Annotated in this window: 15 protein-coding genes and 1 pseudogene; 9 read left to right on the forward strand and 7 right to left on the reverse strand. The window is 67.4% G+C overall.

Features of this window, described 5'->3' with window-relative positions; translation table 11 throughout:
- Nucleotides 1-654: pseudogene (locus E8A12_RS21055) on the forward strand (DNA primase); the annotation flags it as partial.
- A 3-nt stretch (nucleotides 655-657) separates the two neighbouring features.
- Here the strand turns inward: E8A12_RS21055 and E8A12_RS21060 are convergent.
- Nucleotides 658-2,835 (reverse strand): molybdopterin cofactor-binding domain-containing protein, encoded by a 2,178-nt coding sequence (locus tag E8A12_RS21060; RefSeq protein WP_293372530.1) that lies wholly within the window; start codon nucleotides 2,833-2,835, stop codon nucleotides 658-660.
- Entirely contained in the window at nucleotides 2,832-3,296 is a 465-nt protein-coding gene (locus tag E8A12_RS21065) for a (2Fe-2S)-binding protein (protein ID WP_293372532.1), read from the reverse strand. The genes E8A12_RS21060 and E8A12_RS21065 overlap by 4 nt, the downstream gene beginning before the upstream one ends.
- A gap of 261 nt (nucleotides 3,297-3,557) precedes the next feature.
- Between E8A12_RS21065 and E8A12_RS21070 the strand changes: the two genes are divergently transcribed.
- Together E8A12_RS21070 and E8A12_RS21075 are read left to right on the forward strand one after the other, a co-directional pair.
- Complete coding sequence (locus E8A12_RS21070) at nucleotides 3,558-5,351, forward strand: hybrid sensor histidine kinase/response regulator (protein ID WP_293372534.1); 1,794 nt, start codon at nucleotides 3,558-3,560, stop codon at nucleotides 5,349-5,351.
- The gene (locus tag E8A12_RS21075; RefSeq protein WP_293372536.1) at nucleotides 5,348-7,126 is read left to right on the forward strand and encodes an ATP-binding protein; all 1,779 of its coding nucleotides are present in this window, start codon (nucleotides 5,348-5,350) and stop codon (nucleotides 7,124-7,126) included. The genes E8A12_RS21070 and E8A12_RS21075 overlap by 4 nt, the downstream gene beginning before the upstream one ends.
- Here the strand turns inward: E8A12_RS21075 and E8A12_RS21080 are convergent.
- Nucleotides 7,089-7,730: a response regulator transcription factor gene (locus E8A12_RS21080; RefSeq protein ID WP_293372558.1), complete on the reverse strand. Its 642-nt coding sequence runs from the start codon at nucleotides 7,728-7,730 to the stop codon at nucleotides 7,089-7,091. The genes E8A12_RS21075 and E8A12_RS21080 overlap by 38 nt on opposite strands.
- Before the next feature lie 575 nt (nucleotides 7,731-8,305).
- On the opposite strand from E8A12_RS21080, the gene rpoD reads away from it, so the two are divergent.
- Nucleotides 8,306-10,246, forward strand: coding sequence for an RNA polymerase sigma factor RpoD (gene rpoD / locus E8A12_RS21085; protein ID WP_293372538.1), 1,941 nt, complete (start codon nucleotides 8,306-8,308; stop codon nucleotides 10,244-10,246).
- A 39-nt stretch (nucleotides 10,247-10,285) separates the two neighbouring features.
- On the opposite strand, the gene E8A12_RS21090 is transcribed toward rpoD, so the two are convergent.
- Entirely contained in the window at nucleotides 10,286-11,164 is an 879-nt protein-coding gene (locus tag E8A12_RS21090; RefSeq protein WP_293372540.1) for an aldo/keto reductase family oxidoreductase, read from the reverse strand.
- A gap of 137 nt (nucleotides 11,165-11,301) precedes the next feature.
- Nucleotides 11,302-11,922 (reverse strand): TIGR02466 family protein, encoded by a 621-nt coding sequence (locus tag E8A12_RS21095; RefSeq protein ID WP_293372542.1) that lies wholly within the window; start codon nucleotides 11,920-11,922, stop codon nucleotides 11,302-11,304.
- 129 nt (nucleotides 11,923-12,051) lie between these two features.
- Between E8A12_RS21095 and E8A12_RS21100 the strand changes: the two genes are divergently transcribed.
- From E8A12_RS21100 to E8A12_RS21115, 4 genes are all read left to right on the forward strand, one after another.
- Nucleotides 12,052-12,945: a hypothetical protein gene (locus tag E8A12_RS21100; protein WP_293372544.1), complete on the forward strand. Its 894-nt coding sequence runs from the start codon at nucleotides 12,052-12,054 to the stop codon at nucleotides 12,943-12,945.
- 90 nt (nucleotides 12,946-13,035) lie between these two features.
- Nucleotides 13,036-13,494: a DUF6152 family protein gene (locus E8A12_RS21105; RefSeq protein ID WP_293372546.1), complete on the forward strand. Its 459-nt coding sequence runs from the start codon at nucleotides 13,036-13,038 to the stop codon at nucleotides 13,492-13,494.
- A 330-nt stretch (nucleotides 13,495-13,824) separates the two neighbouring features.
- A complete protein-coding gene (locus E8A12_RS21110; RefSeq protein WP_293372548.1) occupies nucleotides 13,825-14,466 on the forward strand; it encodes a DUF6644 family protein in 642 nt (213 codons plus the stop codon).
- The gene (locus tag E8A12_RS21115) at nucleotides 14,463-15,302 is read left to right on the forward strand and encodes a DUF6644 family protein (RefSeq protein ID WP_293372550.1); all 840 of its coding nucleotides are present in this window, start codon (nucleotides 14,463-14,465) and stop codon (nucleotides 15,300-15,302) included. The genes E8A12_RS21110 and E8A12_RS21115 overlap by 4 nt, the downstream gene beginning before the upstream one ends.
- An 18-nt stretch (nucleotides 15,303-15,320) precedes the next feature.
- Here E8A12_RS21115 and E8A12_RS21120 read toward each other — a convergent pair whose 3' ends face one another.
- Nucleotides 15,321-15,542, reverse strand: coding sequence for a flagellar basal body rod C-terminal domain-containing protein (locus E8A12_RS21120; protein WP_293372552.1), 222 nt, complete (start codon nucleotides 15,540-15,542; stop codon nucleotides 15,321-15,323).
- Between the two features lie 147 nt (nucleotides 15,543-15,689).
- On the opposite strand from E8A12_RS21120, the gene E8A12_RS21125 reads away from it, so the two are divergent.
- Entirely contained in the window at nucleotides 15,690-16,046 is a 357-nt protein-coding gene (locus E8A12_RS21125; RefSeq protein WP_293372554.1) for a hypothetical protein, read from the forward strand.
- Between the two features lie 9 nt (nucleotides 16,047-16,055).
- On the opposite strand, the gene E8A12_RS21130 is transcribed toward E8A12_RS21125, so the two are convergent.
- The coding region (locus E8A12_RS21130; protein WP_293372556.1) for a serine hydrolase domain-containing protein at nucleotides 16,056-16,864 on the reverse strand (809 nt) is incomplete at its 5' end.

The raw sequence follows: 16,864 nt of genomic DNA on the forward strand, positions 1-16,864 counted from the left end.
CTCGGTCGCTTCGAGCAGCTCTGGCCGACCCGCGAGCCGATCTACACGGTGGGCGCGGCGGCCCGCGAGATGTCCCGCGCGCGCTGGGACAAGCGCAAGGCCATGGCTGGGCCGGCCACGCCGCAGGCGCGCGACGCGAGCCGCCGGCTTCGCCAATCACCCGGCAACCTTGCCGCGGCCCTGGCGCTGGCGGCGGTACGCGACCCGGCGGTAATCGATGACAAGATCGAGCTGGTCGGCGCCCGCGGGTTCGGGGACGAAAAGCTGGACGGCCTGGCCCAGGAACTGGTCCGCCTGCGCTACGAGACCGAGGGCATGGAGTTCGACGTGGCGCTGCGCCACCTTCAGGCCCGCGGCTTCAGTGCGCAGATGCTCTCGGACCTGGAGCGCGACGCCGGCCGTGCGGGCGTCAGCGCCCCGTTCCTGGCCGAGACCGGCGAACGGTCCCGCGACCTGTGGCGCCAGGCCTTCGACCTCCTGATGCAGTTGGAGAGCCTGGATCGCGCCGTAGAAGCTGCCGCCCGCGACCTTGACCGCGACCGGGATTCTTCGACCCTCAACAGTCTGAAGACCGAGCGTGACACCCTGCGCAAACGCCTGAACAGCGACTGGTCGCATCCCGAAGAGGCGACCGCGCCGGTCCTGCCGCACTGAGGCTCAGGCCCAGCTCAGGTCCGCGTGCTTCAGCGGCAGGCGGCGCACCCGCTTGCCGGTGGCGGCGTAGATCGCGCTGGTGAGCGCTGGCGCGAAGGGACCGAGGCCCGGTTCGCCGACGCCGCCCCACTTGGGGCCGCCGCTGGGGACCAGGTGGACATCGATGCGCGGCGGGGTCTCGACCATCCGGGCCATGCGATAGGTGTTGAAATTGCCCTCCACCGGGGCGCCGTTCTTGATGTTGATCTCGCCCCAGAGCGCGGCGGTCATGCCCATGATCACCGCGCCTTCCATCTGCTGCTCGACGGTGTTCGGATTGGCCACGTGATAGGGGTCGAGAACGCAGGTGACGCGGTCGACCTTCAGCTTGCCGTCCTTCGAGACGGTGACCTCGACCACCTGGCCGGAGACCGAGCCATAGGCCTCGATGATCGCGATCCCGCGCCCGCGGCCCTTGGGCAGCGGCTGACCCCAGTCGGAGTGCTTGGCCAGCGCGTCGATGACGCCCAGGGCGTCGGGCCGGTCGGTGAGCAGGGCGCGGCGATATTTGTAGGGATCCTGGCCCGCCGCATAGGCGACCTCGTCCATGAAGCCTTCCATGAAGAAGCCGTTCTGGGAGGACCCGACGCCGCGCCAGAAGGACACCGGCACGTGGCTGTTCTTCAGCAGCACGCCCACGTCGCGGGCCGGGAAAGCGTAGAAGCTGTTCTGGATGCACTCGGTGGCCATGGGCTCGCTGGCCGGCAGCTCCTGCGGGCCATTGCCGCCGCGCAGCAGGGAGCCCACGGCGATCTGGGCCTGGAAGGCCTGGGGCTTGCCCGCCTCGTCGAGCGCCGTGCGGAACCGCACGGCGGCCTGCGGGCGATAACGGTCACGGCGCATGTCCTGCTCGCGCGACCAGATCAGCTTGACCGGCTTGCCCACCTGCTTGGCCACCGCGATGGCCTGGATCAGTTCGTCATGCGCGCCGCCGCGCCGGCCGAAACCGCCGCCGACGAAAGCGTTATGGACATAGACCTGCTCGGGCTTCAGCCCGATCTCCTTGGCCGCCTGCTGCAGCACCGCCATCGGCGCCTGGGTGGAAATCCAGACGTCGGCGCGGTCGGGCGTCAGCGCCACAGTGCAGTTCATCGGCTCCATGGGCGAGTGCGACAGCAGGGGCGCCTCATAGACCGCCTCCACCACCTTGGCGCCGGGCCCCTGCAGCACCGCCTGGGCGTCGCCCTTCTTCTCCGCGCTCCCCATGGGCTTATCGAGGGCGGCGCGGTAGTCGGCGGCTAGGGTCTCGCTGTCGACGGCGCCATAGCCGCCGTCGTCCCACTCGATCTTCAGGGCATCGAGGCCCTTCTTGGCGCGCCAGTAGCGGTCCGCCACGACCACCACGGCGTCCTTCAGCTTCACCACGCCGACGATTCCGCGGATATCCTTGAGGCCGACGTCGTCCACCGACTTGAGCGAGCCGCCAAAGACCGGCGCCGACCAGACAGCGGCGTAGACCATTCCCGGAACCTGGGCGTCGAGGCCGAACTTCGCCGAGCCATCCAGCTTGGCGGCGGTGTCGAGCCGGGGCGTCCATTTGCCGACCAGCTGGTATTTGTCCGGCGTCTTGATCGCCGGCTCTGCGGACAGCTGCACGGCGGCCGCGGCGGCGGCCAGGGCGCCGTAGTCCAGGCTGCGGTTGGAGGCCTTGTGCACGCACTTGCCTGCCGCCACGGAGCAGTCGGCCGGGTCGATCTTCCATTGCTCTGCAGCGGCCAGGCGCAGTCGCTCGCGGGCGCTGGCGCCGGCTTGCTGCATCATGCTGACCGAGGTGCGAAGACCGCTGGAGCCCACCGTCTGCATTCGGCCGTAGAGGTTGCCTCCCGCCTGCGAATTGCGGTTGGCCGAGGCGTATTCGACCCGCACTTTTGCCCAGTCGCAGGCCAGTTCTTCCGCCACCAGCATGGCCAGCGCCGTGGACGTGCCCTGACCCATCTCGGCGTGCGGCACGCGTACGGTGACGGTGTTGTCGGGCTCGATCACCAGGAAAGCGGTCATCTCCTTGGCCGGATTTGTCCCATCGGCCATCACCGGCGGCTGCATGCCGGCCTTGGCCTGCATCGGCACGCCGATCACCAGGGCGCCGGTCACCGAGAGGCCTGAGAAGACCAGGGCGCGGCGGGAGAGCGAGATAGCGTTCATGCCTTGACCCCCTTCGCCATGGCCGCGGCTGCGCGATGGACGGCCTTGCGGATGCGTGGATAGGTGCCGCAGCGGCAGATGTTGGTCATCTTCGCGTCGATATCGGCGTCGGTGGGATTCGGCGTTGTGGCGAGCAGGGCGGCGGCGGCCAGGATCTGGCCCGATTGGCAATAGCCGCACTGCGGCACGTCCTCGGCCAGCCAGGCCTGCTGCACCGGATGCTTCAGGTCGCTGGACAGCCCTTCGATGGTGATGATCTGACCCTTCACCGAGCCCGCGGGGGTGACGCAGGATCGCACGGGCCTGCCGTCCACCTGGACGGTGCAGGCGCCGCACTGGGCGATGCCGCAGCCAAACTTCGTACCCGTAAGCCCCAGTTCGTCGCGGATGACCCAGAGCAGCGGCGCATCGGGCTCCACATCGAGCTCGTGGCGTTTGCCGTTGACGGTGAGCGTGATCATGGCTGGCGACCTCCCGGACCCGGTCAAGTCTAGACCCAAAGGCGCCTTTGGTCTTCCCCGCTGAGGCGAAGCTAGGACTAAAGTCGTAGGTCTTCAGTCCAGCTAGTCAGGTCCCGTCCCGCCGCCTAGCCTCCACGTCCGCGATGCGAGGTTATCGTGCGCCCAGGTTTGGCATTCGGGGTCGCTCAGGCGGCCATGGCGTCCTGAACGGGCTTGCGTGACAATGCCCGCCAGCGGTGGGCCGTAGGGAGGCGGGCCGGGATGAGCGAGGCGTCCGCAAAGACCCCGCTGCGCGACACGGTCCCCCTTTCCGATCTGGTCAGGGCCGAGCAGGTGCGCCTCCTCTACAGCGATGGCGGCATCGCGCTTTGGACGACCGCGGGTGTCGCTGCCGCCCTCGTCGTGATCCTGATCCAGCAGAAGACCCTCGGAACCCTTCCTGCAGCCGCGTTCCTCAGCGCGATGGTGCTGCAGACCGCCGCGCGAATAGCACTGCGGTCCGCCTATTGGCGGGTGCGGCCCGGGGTGGCCGACTGGCGGCGGTGGGGCGACCGCTTCGTGGGCGGCACGGTGGCGGGCGGATTCATCTGGGGCTTGGCGTTGCCGTGGCTGCTCCCGCCGGGGCGGATGGACCTGCAGGCGTTGGTGATGAGCATCATGATCGCCGGCACCTACAACATCATCGGCTCAGCTGGCGCCTATCTGCCCGCCTTCTATGCCTTCGTCCTGCCGTTCATCGGCGTGGTCGGCTGGTTCGTGTCCCAGGACGACATGCTGCACTTCATCTGCACGGCGATGCTGCTCCTTTGGCTGCCCACCGTGGCGGTGCTTGGCCGCCGCTACAACGCCAGGCTGCTGGAGGCGCTTGAACTGCGCTTCGAAAAGGCCGCCCTGGCTGACGACCTGCACGCGCAGAAGCACGCCGCCGAGCAGGCCAACCTCGCCAAATCGCGTTTCCTAGCTTCGGCCAGTCACGACCTGCGCCAGCCCGTGCACGCCCTGGCCATGTTCGTGGGCGCCCTGCGCAGCCACGACCTGCCAACCCGCTCGGCCGAGCTGGTCGAGCACATGGACGCCTCGATCTCCGGCCTCGACGGGCTCTTCGCATCCCTGCTGGACGTCTCGCGACTGGACGCCGGCGTGATCGAGAGCCGTCCGGCGGTGCTGGAGCTGCAACCGCTGTTGGCCCGCATCTGTCGCGACCTGCAGGCCGAGGCGCTGGCCAAGGACATCGAGCTGCGCGTGGCGCCCACCACCGCGTCGGTTCGCAGCGACCCGGTGCTGCTGGAGCGCATCCTGCGCAACCTGATCGGCAACGCTGTGCGCTACACCGACCGCGGCGGGGTGCTGGTCGGCGCGCGGCGGCGCGGCAGCGAGGTCAGCGTTGAGGTCTGGGACACCGGATGCGGCATCGCCGAAGAGCAGCAGCAGGTGATCTTCGAGGATTTCTACCAGGTGGCCGACCCGGAGCGAACCGGCGGCGCGGGCCTGGGCCTGGGCCTGGCGATCGTGCGGCGTCTGACGGGGATCCTCGGCCATTCGCTGACGTTGCGGAGCGTCCTGGGCCGCGGCTCGGTGTTCCGGCTCAAGGCGCCGCGGGTGGCGACCGCGGTTCAGACCGCCGCCAGCCTGCCGGCCGCTAGGCCGCCGGCCGACCCGGAGCGGGCGTTCATCCTGGCCATCGATGACGAGGCCCCGATCCGAATCGCCATGAGCGAGCTGTTGAGCAGTTGGGGTTATCGCGTCGGGGTCGCCCGCGGCGCCTCGGAGGCCCTGTCGAAACTGGACGGCTGGCCGACGCCCGACTTGATCGTCTGCGACTACCGCCTGGCGCGAGGGGAGAGCGGCCTCGACGCCATCGCCCGGCTGCAAGCGGCGGTCGGCGTCCTGGTGCCGGCGATCGTGGTCACCGGCGAAACCGCGCCGGACCAGCTTCGCGCGGTGATCGGCGGCTATCCGGTCCTGCACAAGCCGCTAGCTCCGCCCAAGCTGCGCGCCGCGGTGACCGGCCTGCTGCGCCGCGCCGCGCCGGGCGCCGGCGTCGCCGCCGAATGACCGCGCCGGCCTTCGACGCGACGGACCCGGTCCTGATCCAGCGGATCCGCGCGGAACAGGTCCGCCTGCTCTACGCCTCGGCGGGCATCTCCATGTTCGTCACCCTGGCGATCGGCTCGGCCCTGGCCCTGCTGCTGATCCATCTGGGCACGCTGGCGCCCTGGATCGGCTGGATCTGGATCGCAGTAATGGTCATCCATACGACGCTGCGGGCGGGACTGCGCCGGGCATTCTTCCGGGCCGATCCGCTGGCCGCCGACTGGAAGCGCTGGGCGGACCGGTTCATGGCCGGGGCTCTGGTCGGGGCGCTCACCTGGGGGATCGGCAGCCTGTGGCTGCTGGCGCCGGGACGTCTGGACCTGCAGCTGCTGTTCGCCGCGGTTCTGATCGCTGTGATCTACGGTACGATCAGCGCCTTCGGCTCCTACCTGCCGGCCTTCTTCGTGCTGTTCCTGCCGGCCTTCCTGCCGATGGTGGGCTGGTTCCTGCTGCAGGGTGACCTCCTGCACAACGTTATCGCCGGCATGTTTCTAGCCTGGATCCCCACGGTCGGGGCACTGGCGCGGCGCTACAGCAGGGGCCTGGAAGAAGCGTTGCGGCTGCGCTTCGTCAACGCCGCGCTGGTGGAGGACCTGACCGCCCAGAAGGCCATCGCGGAGCAGGCGAACCTGGCCAAGTCCCGCTTCCTGGCCTCGGCCAGCCACGACCTGCGTCAGCCGGTGCATGCGCTGGGCATGTTCGTCGGCGCCTTGCGCGGGCATCGGCTGCAGGCGCGCTCTCTGGCCCTCATCGATCAGGTCGACGCCTCGGTGGCGGCGCTGGACGGCCTCTTCACCTCGCTGCTCGACATCTCGCGCCTGGACGCCGAGGCGGTTCAGAACCAGCCCGCCGACATCGCGGTGCAACCTCTCCTCGATCGGGTGTGCCGCGACGTGGCGACGGAAGCCGATGCGAAGGATGTCGCCCTGATCGTCGTTCCGACCCGCGCGGCCGTGCACAGCGACCCGCTCTTGCTGGAGCGGGTGATGCGCAACCTGATCGGCAATGCGGTGCGCTACACCGCCGCCGGCGCCGTCCTGGTGGGCTGCCGCCGCCGGGGGGACCGGCTCAGCCTTGAGGTCTGGGACACCGGTCCCGGCATTGCCTCCGAGCAGCGCGAGGCCGTGTTCGAGGAGTTTTTCCAGGTTTCCAATCCCGACCGGGACCGCAGCAAGGGCCTGGGCCTGGGCCTGGCGATCGTGCGCCGCCTGATCGACATCCTGGGCCATTCGCTGGACATGCAGAGCGAGCCGGGCAAGGGCACGGTGTTCCGGGTGCTGGCCCCGCGCGCCATGGCGGCGGGCGCTCCCGTCGAGGTGATCGAGCCGTCTTTCACCGCACCGCCCGGCGGTCTGATCCTGGCCATTGATGACGAGCAGGCGATCCGCGCGTCGATGCGCGAACTCCTGTCGAGCTGGGGCCATCAGGTGCTGGCGGTGAGCGGCGGAGCGAGCGCGTTCAACGCGGTCAGCGGCGGAGCCCGGCCGGACCTGATCATCTGCGACTTCCGCCTGCGCGACGGCGAGAGCGGCATCGAGGTCATCAAGGCCCTGCGCGACAAGCTGGGAGGCGACGTGCCTGCGATCCTGCTGACCGGCGACACGGCGCCGGAGAATCTGCGCATGGCGCTGGCGAGCGGCTATCCCCTACTGCACAAGCCCCTGGCGCACGCGCGGCTGCGCGCGGCGGTGGGCAGCCTTATTCGTCGGCCGCGGACGGCTGAGCCGGCAACTTGAGCCCCGCGGCGCGCGCGGTGGTCGCCGCCTGGGTGCGGTTGGCCACGCCGAGGGCGCGGAAGATCGCGCCGACGTGCACCTTCACCGTCTTCTCCGACAGGCCGAAGCGCAGGCCGATCTCCTTGTTGGAGAGGCCCGCCGCCACAGCCGCCAGGACCTCACGCTGGCGCGGCGTGAGCGTCTCGACGTGTCCCAGCATGTCCGGGCCGGCGTTAAGCATCAGCGGCGGCACGTAGACGCCTCCCGACATCACCAGCTGCACCGCCGAGACCAGGGTCTCCGGCGGGGAGGACTTGGGCGCATAACCCAGCGCGCCAAGATCGAGCGCGCGGCGCACGTCGGCCGGATCCTCCGAGGCCGAGACGATGATGATCGGGGTGGTCGGGCTCTGCTGGGCGAAGGCGGTGATCGCCGACAAGCCTTCGCTGTCGGGCAGCTTGAGATCCAGGAGCACCGCGTCGAGATCGTCATGCGCGGCCAACATCGCTAGCCCCTCGGCCCGGTCTGCCGCCTGCAGCACCTCGTGCGCCACGCCGCTATCCTTGAGCAGGGCGGCTAGGCCCTGCCGCAGCACCGCGTGATCGTCGACGATCAGCATCTTCATAAGCGCCACCGTGGCGGTCCTTTACGCGCGCGGCAAGGGCGAAGGGCCGTTGCATCGCCCATCTCCCGCCCGATGAGCGCATGCGACAAAATAGCCCCGTTTCGTTAAGCGTCTGTCGGCGGCTGAGGCTCCGAAAGCCACTCCAGCTCACTCCGCATACCGCCCAACCTTGACTCGGGACCCTATCGACGCCATCTGGCCCGGTGCGGATTTAGCGCGCTGTGACAGGTATCGATTCGGGCCGCCGCGATTTTTCGGGCGCGCCCCTCGTCAGAGATCGAGATGCCTCCCTCGAAGCGCGGTGATCCCAGTGGTCGCGCCTTGTCGCCGGTTCGCCGGCGGCGCCGGACGACGCCGCGCCGACCGTGATGGGTGACCTTCGCGGCCGGGTTGTCGTGGCGGAAGCGTTCAGCGTCTGGAAACCAAGCGCGGCGCACTGCAGGGCATAAGTCGCAACGGAACGAATTGGGCGGGAGACGGGTCGTTAGGCTGAGCGCCTTGGCTTTGTCCGACCGCCGTAAACCATTTTCGGCCCGAGCCTTGCAGGAGGTGCGGCGTCGATTTCGGAGACCTCGATGAGCACCACCACCGCCGAAGCTGAAACGCCGGAAACCACCAGTGGCGACGGGCCGCTGCTCGATCTGACGGATGCCGCGGTCAAGAAATTCATCAAGCAGGCCAAGGCCCGTGGCTACGTCACCATGGACGAGCTGAACAAGGTCCTGCCCTCGGAGGAAGTGACCTCCGAAGCCATCGAAGACACGCTGGCCATGCTCAGCGAGATGGGCGTCAACGTCGTTGAGGCGGAAGAAGACGCCGAAGGCGGCGGCGAAGTGGCCGTGCGCGAAGAGTCCCAGGTGGTCGAGACCGCCAAGGAAGCCGCCTACGACCGCACCGACGATCCCGTGCGCATGTACCTGCGCGAAATGGGCTCGGTGGAGCTGCTCTCCCGCGAGGGCGAAATCGCCATCGCCAAGCGCATCGAGGCCGGCCGCGACACCATGATCCGTGGCCTGTGCGAAAGCGCGCTGACGTTCGAAGCCATCATGGTCTGGCGCGAGGAGCTCGGCAGCGGCCGCATCCTGCTGCGCGAAGTGATCGACCTCGAACAGACCTACGGCGGCCAGAACGCCGGCGTCGAGGCCCTGCCGGTGGAAGCCGTCGCAGAGGCGGAGGAAGAGAAGGAAGAAGCCGAGGCCGTCGAGGGCCAGCCCGAGGGCGAGAGCGACGACGACTTCGACGACGGCGCGGGTCCGACGATCAGCGCCATGGAGGCCGAGCTCCGCGAAGGGGTGATGGCCACCCTCGACGCCATCGCCGTCGAGTTCGAAGCCTTCCGCATGCTGCAGGAGAAGCTGGTCACCCAGCGTCTGAAGGGCGAGGACCTCTCCGACAAGGACCGCGCCGCCTATCAGACCGCCACCGGCGCCATCGTCCAGCACCTGAAGACGCTGAAGCTCAACAACAACCGCATCGAGGCGCTGGTCGAGCAGCTCTATGCGATCAACAAGCGTCTGATGGGCCTTGAAGGCCGCCTGCTGCGCCTGGCCGACAGCTACGGCATCAGCCGCACGGAGTTCCTGAAGGCCTACTTCGGCTCGGAGCTGCGTCCGGACTGGACCGACCAGGTCAAGGCGCTTGGCATCCGCTGGACCAAGTTCGCCGAGAACGACAACGGCCAGATCGGCGATATTCGTCACGAGATCGCAGCCCTCGCCACCGAGACCGGCGTGCCGATCGACGACTACCGCCGCATCGTCCAGACCGTGCAGAAGGGCGAGCGCGAGGCCCGCCAGGCCAAGAAGGAGATGGTCGAGGCGAACCTGCGCCTGGTGATCTCCATCGCCAAGAAATACACCAACCGCGGCCTGCAGTTCCTGGACCTGATCCAGGAAGGCAACATCGGCCTGATGAAGGCGGTCGATAAGTTTGAATACCGCCGCGGCTACAAGTTCTCGACCTACGCAACCTGGTGGATCCGCCAGGCGATCACCCGCTCGATCGCCGACCAGGCGCGCACCATCCGCATCCCGGTGCACATGATCGAGACGATCAACAAGATCGTCCGCACATCCCGCCAGATGCTGCACGAGATCGGCCGCGAGCCGACGCCGGAAGAGCTGGCCGAGAAACTGGCCATGCCGCTGGAAAAGGTCCGCAAGGTCCTGAAGATCGCCAAGGAGCCGATCAGCCTCGAAACGCCCATCGGCGACGAGGAAGACTCCCACCTGGGCGACTTCATCGAGGACAAGAACGCGATCCTGCCGATCGATGCGGCCATCCAGTCGAACCTGCGGGAAACCACGACCCGGGTGCTGGCCTCGCTGACCCCGCGGGAAGAACGGGTCCTGCGGATGCGCTTCGGCATCGGCATGAACACCGACCACACCCTCGAAGAGGTCGGCCAGCAGTTCAGCGTCACCCGCGAACGGATCCGCCAGATCGAAGCCAAGGCGCTTCGCAAGCTGAAGCACCCGTCCCGGTCGCGGAAGCTGCGGAGCTTCCTGGACAGCTAAGGGGTCCGGGAGGCGCGCAGCCTCCCGGACCGCTTGCCTCTAGACGGCAGGCGACTTGGCGATCGCGTCAAGGCGGCGGATCACCTCCGGCGACAGGCTGAGGCTCGCCGCCGCCAGGTTCTCGCGCAGGTGCGTCACCGATGACGTGCCCGGGATCAGCAGGATGTTGGGCGCGCGTTGCAGCAGCCACGCCAGCGCCACCTGCATCGGCGTCGCGCCCAGCTCCGCGGCGACCTCCGACAGGGCCGACGACTGCAGCGGCGTGAACCCGCCCAGGGGGAAGAACGGCGTATAGGCGACGCCCAGGCCCGCCAGCTCATCGATCAGCGCGTCGTCGTCGCGCTGGACGAGGTTGTACTGGTTCTGAACGCAGACGACCGGGGCGATGGTCCGCGCCTCGGCGACCTGGGTCGAGGTGACGTTGCTGAGGCCGAGGTGGCGGATTTTGCCTTTCTTCTGCTGCTCGGCCAGCACGGAGAACTTCGCTCCAATCGAGCCTTCGCTGGGGGCGTGGATATCGCCCATCACCCGCAGGTTGACGACGTCGAGGACCTCGACGCCGAGGTTGCGCAGATTGTCCTCGATCCCCTGTACGAGCTCGGCGGGCTCGCTGTAGGGCAGCCAGGAAGCGTCGTCGCCGCGCCGCGCGCCCAGTTTGGTCACGATGGTCAGGCCTTCCGGATAGGGCGACAGCGCCTCGCGGATGATCTGATTGGTCACGTGCGGCCCGTAGAAGTCGCTGGTGTCGATGTGGTCGACGCCGCTGGCCACCGCCTCGCGCAACACGGCCAAGGCCTGGTCCCGATCCTTGGGCGGGCCGAAGACGCCGGGGCCGGCGAGTTGCATGGCGCCGTAGCCCATGCGGTTGACGGTGAGGTCGCCGAGCGCAAAGGCGCCGGCGCGGCTGATATCGGTCATGGAGGATTCTCCGCATAAGGGGCTAGCCGCCTTATGGACGCGACCCATTCACGCGATAATCCCATATAATCAGCACGGGTTGTGCGGGATTTCGCACAATGGCGGCGAGCCTCGGCGATCGGTCGCTGAACCGGTCCTCAGCGCCAGCCGTAGTTGAAACTGATCGAGATGCGCTCCGCCTTGGCCCGGTTGGCGGGCACCTCGTGGCGCAGCCAGCTCTCCCACATCAGAACCGTCCCCGGCTGCGGCTGCAGGTAGACGAAGGTCTGGGCGCCCTGCGGCGCATCGGCGCGCCTTGGCGGCGCCGCCATCATCAGCGGCAGGCGCGGGTCCTCCAGCTTCAGCGCGCTGGCGCCGGGCGGGGTGACCACATAGACCGTGCCGGACAGCACGCTGTGCGGATGGATGTGGCCCGAGTGCGCCGCGCCGGGCTTCAGGATATTGACCCACAGGCTGTCGAGCTTCAGCCGGCCGCCCTTGAGGTCGAAGGCGAGGTCCTCGGCGAAGGCCTTGGCGTGGCGGTCCAGCAGGGTCTTCAGCTCGCCGAACACGCTGGCCCTGGTCGGCAGGTCGTCCAGCGAAGCGTAGGAGGTGTAGCCGCCGTAGCCGTTGGCCCTGCACCAGGCGCGGCCGGCCGCGTCCTCCGCCGCCAGCATCCGGCAAGCGGCTTCCAATTCGGACCTGAAATTTTCGAAACTCCGGTGCGTGCTAAGCGACGCGTCATAGATCGGAGTCGCGAACAGGGATCGCAGCGTCATGGGGGCGCGCTAATCTCACCGCGAGACATTGTAAAGTCAGGGCGGCTGGCGCTTCGTCCAAACGTCCGTTAGAAATTTGAGAAATACGACTCTGCCACGTCGAGGGCAGGGGGGAACTGGGGAGCGAATATGATCAAAACCATGGTGGCGCTGGCGTTGGCCGGCGCGGTGATCGGCGGGCAAGCCCAGGCGCAGGCGGCGCCGGCCAAACCCAAGCCGACGGCGGCTGCGAAGCCCGCGGGCAAGGCTGCGGCCTATCACGCCCCGCGCGGCCCGGACGGCAAGCATCCAGATCTCAACGGCGTCTGGCAGGTGATGAACACCGCCAACTTCAACATCGAGCCGCACGCCTCCAGCGCGGCGATGCAGATGCGTCCGGGTCCGGTGGTGCCGGTGCCGGCCAAGGAAGTCCTGGCGCTGGGCGCGGTGGGCTCGGTGCCTGCCGGCCTCGGCGTGGTCGAGGGCGGCGCGATCCCGTACAAGCCCGAAGCCCTGAAGACGCGTGACGCGAACAAGGCCGACTGGATCCACAAGGACCCGGAGATCAAGTGCTACCTGCCGGGCGTGCCGCGCGCCAACTACATGTCGCTGCCGTTCCAGATCTTCCAATCCGAGAGCGCGACCCTGATCGCCTATGAATTTGCGGGCGCGGTGCGCAACCTGCAGTTCAAGGATCCGGGCCCGGCGCCGGTCGACAGCTGGATGGGCCAGTCGGTCGCCCACTGGGAAGGCGACACCCTCGTAGTGGTCGTCACCGGCATGCTCGACTCGACCTGGTTCGACCGGGCCGGCAATTTCCACACCGGCGACATGAAGGTCGTCGAACGCTGGACGCCCACCGGCCCCGGCGTCATGCGCTACGAGGCGGAGATCACCGATCCGGAGATCTTCACCCGCCCGTGGAAGATGAGCATGAACCTCTACAAACACGTCGGTGAAGACGCGCGCTTGCAACAGTTCAAGTGCGTCGAATTCGTCGAAGAACTGATGTATGGTCACCTTCGCAAGAACCCGCTGCCCTAGGCAGCCTGATCGCCCGTTTCTTTCCGTGTCGCCATCATCGTGACGCGGAAGGATGATAAGAAGCAGCATCCTCCGTCGGAGACGCCCCACATGAACTTCCGTCGTTTCATTGTCCCTACCGTGATTTCCGCGGGCCTTCTGGCCGCCGCTTCGATCGGCGTGACCCAAGCCGTGGCCCACCATGCGTTCGCCGCCGAATTTGACGGCAAGGCCCCCGTGCTGCTGCGCGGCAAGGTCGTAAAGGTCGAGTGGATCAACCCGCACGCCTGGGTCCACGTGATGAACACCAACCCGGACTTCGCCCAGGTGGAGTGGATGGTCGAGGGCGGCACGCCCAACACCCTGCTTCGCGCCGGCATCGACCGGAACTCGCTGAAGCCCGGCACCGAGATCGTGGTGCGCGGCTATCAGTCGAAGGACAAGGCCTGCGAGCCGATCTGCAAGGCCAACGGCCGTGACGTGACCTTCCCCGACGGCCGCAAGCTGTTCATGGGCTCGTCCGGCACGGGCGCGCCGAAGGATGGCGCGGACGCCGCCGAGAAGCCGTAGTCGGCTGACGTTGGAAATTGAAAGGGGGGCGGTTTCGCCCCCCTTTTTTCTGGCCGATGCGACGCATCGGGTTGAGGAATCAGCCTGGCTCAGCGGTGGTGGCCGCGGGGCAGCGGCGCTAGACGCGATCTGCGGCGCCGCCCATGACCTGGATCAAGCCTCGACCTTGAAAACCCGCGTAATTCGGCGCTGTAACCGAAGCGTAACGGCGCCGGAACCGTACGCTGCTTGATTGCCGGCTGACACCGGTGTGTGTGCGCAAGACTTGGCCGGGCGATTTCACGCCGAAGGCTTGGGGAACGGAATGAACGGATATCAGGAGCGGCGCCGATGATGGGCGCATTCTTGAACTGGCTGGAGCATTCGCTCGGCAAGGGCCCGTCTCCCGACGGCCAGTCGTGGAGCGAGGCCCTGCTCGGCTCGCTGAACTTCTGGAGCCTGCTGGAAGGCACGCACCTGATCGCGCTGATGCTGTTCGCCGGCACCATCATGGTGGTCGACCTGAGGCTGCTGGGCGTGACCTTCCGCAAGACGAAGGTCTCGACGATCAGTGACGCGATCCTGCCGCTCACCGTCTACAGCTTCGTCTTCGTGGTGCTGAGCGGGACGGGCCTGTTCTTCGCTAAACCGATCTACTACTACCACAACGTCCAGTTCCTCGTGAAAATGGCCTTCCTGGCGCTCGCCCTGCTCAACATCGTGGTTTTCCACAGCCGGGTGCAGGCGACGCAAGGCTCCTGGGACGCCGATGGGACGCCGCCGAAAGCGGCGCGGATGTCGGCCGCCGGCTCCCTGATCCTTTGGACGCTGGTGATCATCTGCGGCCGGTTCATTCCCTACAACTGGTACGACTGCGGCAAGCCACAGTCGGACGTCATCAACTGGGTGCAGCAGTGCAAAACCTCCGAGAAGGGTGAAGAGAACATGGCCGGGCAGCGCTTCGATGCGCAGATGTGGAAGGCGCAGCCATGAGCAGCATGAACCTCGAACATTTCTTCCCCCAGGCCAAAGCCTGGGTCGACACCTTGGGCGACATTCCGCCAGGGAGTTGGGTCAAGGGTCCGAAGTTCGGCTACGCCTCCTGGGAGGTCGGCCACATCCTGTCGCTGATCGTGATTGGAGGCACCACGATCCTGATGAACCTGCGCCTGCTGGGCGCCGGCGTCACCGAGGAGAAGCCCTCGGAAATCTACCGCAACCTCCGCGTCCTGCAGAACATCGGCGTGATCGGGATCATCATTACCGGCGTCCTGATTGGGGCGGCTAATGCGACCAAGCTCTATGACAGCTCAGCGTTCACGGTGAAGATGATGGCGCTGCTGTCCGGCATCATCCTTACCTATGGCGTCAGCCGCCCGGTCGCCGCGGCCAACGGCGCGGTGGCGCTGATGCCCAAGATCTGGTTCGCGATCGGCGGCTCAATCTTCCTGATCGATCTGTGGATGTTCGCGACCACGGATCTGATCGACGTGGGCATCTATCACGTGATCACGGCCGCAGCGCTGATCCTGATCCCGGTGACCCGGGGCCGGCTGCGCTGGGGCTATATCGCCGGCATGGTCGTGCTGATCGTGGCCCAGTTCGTCCACACCCATTTCGTGATCAAGCCGGACGACTATGACCACCTGAACCCGGTCAACAAGATCTACACGGCGCTCTACGCCGTCTGGATCGTTGGGACGGCGCTGATCACCTTGTTCCGCGGACGCGGCGAAGAGGGCGGGCCGCTGACCAAGCTGGTGGCCTATTCCACGATGCTGGTGTGGGTGCTGGGCGCGGCGGCCGGGCGCTGGATCGCGTTCCAGTAGGGCCGGACGAAGGCGCGATCAGTTCGACTGGATCGCGAGCAGGGACTGCCACATCTGGTCGGCGACCTTGACCACGCCCACGTCCGCCTTGAAGGCGGTGGAAGCCTGGATCTGGGTCACCACCTCGGAGCCATAGTCCACGTTGCCGCTCGGCCCGTCGGCCGCGATGCGGCTGGCCGAAGCGGTGAGCTGCTGGGTGGCGGCCATCATGCCGTAGCGGGCGGTGGAGATCGGGTCCATCTCGCCAGTCTGCGCTCGCCACGGTTAAGTTATCGCGAGATTTCTTGGTGAACGAACGCCGATTTACGCGCGCCGCGCCGCGGTTGACGCGCAGGTCAGATCGGAGGCTCAATGTTCCCGTTCGGGGGACAAAGACGGAGACGCGTCGTGAAACTATCCATCCTGATCACCTCCGCGGCCTTGGGACTGAGCGGCGCGGCGGGCCTGGCCTCCGCGGACACGCTCGACCGCAACTCGACCAGCATCTGCCTCGACGGCAGCGGCCATCAGAAGTCGGTGCAGTGCCGCGGCCAGGACGCCAGCCGGCTCAACCAGCAGCAGGATATCTGCATCTGCCCCGGCGCCACGCGGCAGGTGACAGCGCCCTTGTGCCCGCCCGGCGTCAAGCCGCCGCCCGAAAGCATGGACTACGTCCAGGCCCGCCTGAAGGCGATCAGCAACGGCAGCGTGGTCGGCGCCACCTGGCGCGGCCAGCCGATGTGCGTGTCGCCGCACTCGGGCTGAGGCCGACGGTTATCGGCCCAAGGCGCCGTAGACCAGGTTCAGGAAGGTGATCAGGGCCATGCGCCCGCCCATGCGCGGGCTGGCGGCGATCTGGGCGGCCGCCTCCGGCCCCAAGGGCATGGAATTCTGGATCAGGTAGATCGCCACCATGTCTTCCTCCGGATCGGCCCGCCACCAGGTGCCGAAGGCGCCCGGCCAGCTCAGCGCTCCTTTGGAACTCGGCCCCATCCAGGCCTGCGCCTGCGGGTCAAGGACCACCGAGACGCCCAGGCCAAAGCCCTGACCCATCCAGAAGGGCAGGCCCATGAAGGGAATCTGTCGCTGAGCCTCGGTCAGCCGGTTCTCGCACATCATTTCGATGGTCGAGGCCTTCAACAGCCGCACGCCGTCGATCTCGCCCTTTCCCAGCATCATGCGGGCGAACTTCAGATAGTCGTCCGCGGTGGAGACCAGGCAGCCGCCGCCGCCCTCGAACACCTGCGCCCGGTCGATGTGGGGGAAGGAGACGTCCGTCAGCCGGTCTGTCGCCAGATCCAACCGGTAGAGTTTCGCCATCCGGTCGCGCTTCTCGGGCGGACACCAGAAGTCGGTGTCGACCATCCCCAAGGGGCCGAAGATGCGTTCTTGAAGCACCTCGCCGAATGTCTTGCCCTCGACGCGTGCGACCAGGAAGCCGAGGACATCGGTGGCCTGGCTGTAATGGAACCGTTCGCCCGGCGGATAGAGCAGCGGCAGGGCGCCCAACCGCTTCAGCCATTCGTCCGGAACCTGGGTTCCGCCGATCGGCGAGCCCAGTTCGGCGTAGAGCTCCGCGATCG

Origin of the sequence: Phenylobacterium sp., from assembly GCF_004799395.1 — a bacterium.
Classification (GTDB): domain Bacteria; phylum Pseudomonadota; class Alphaproteobacteria; order Caulobacterales; family Caulobacteraceae; genus Phenylobacterium.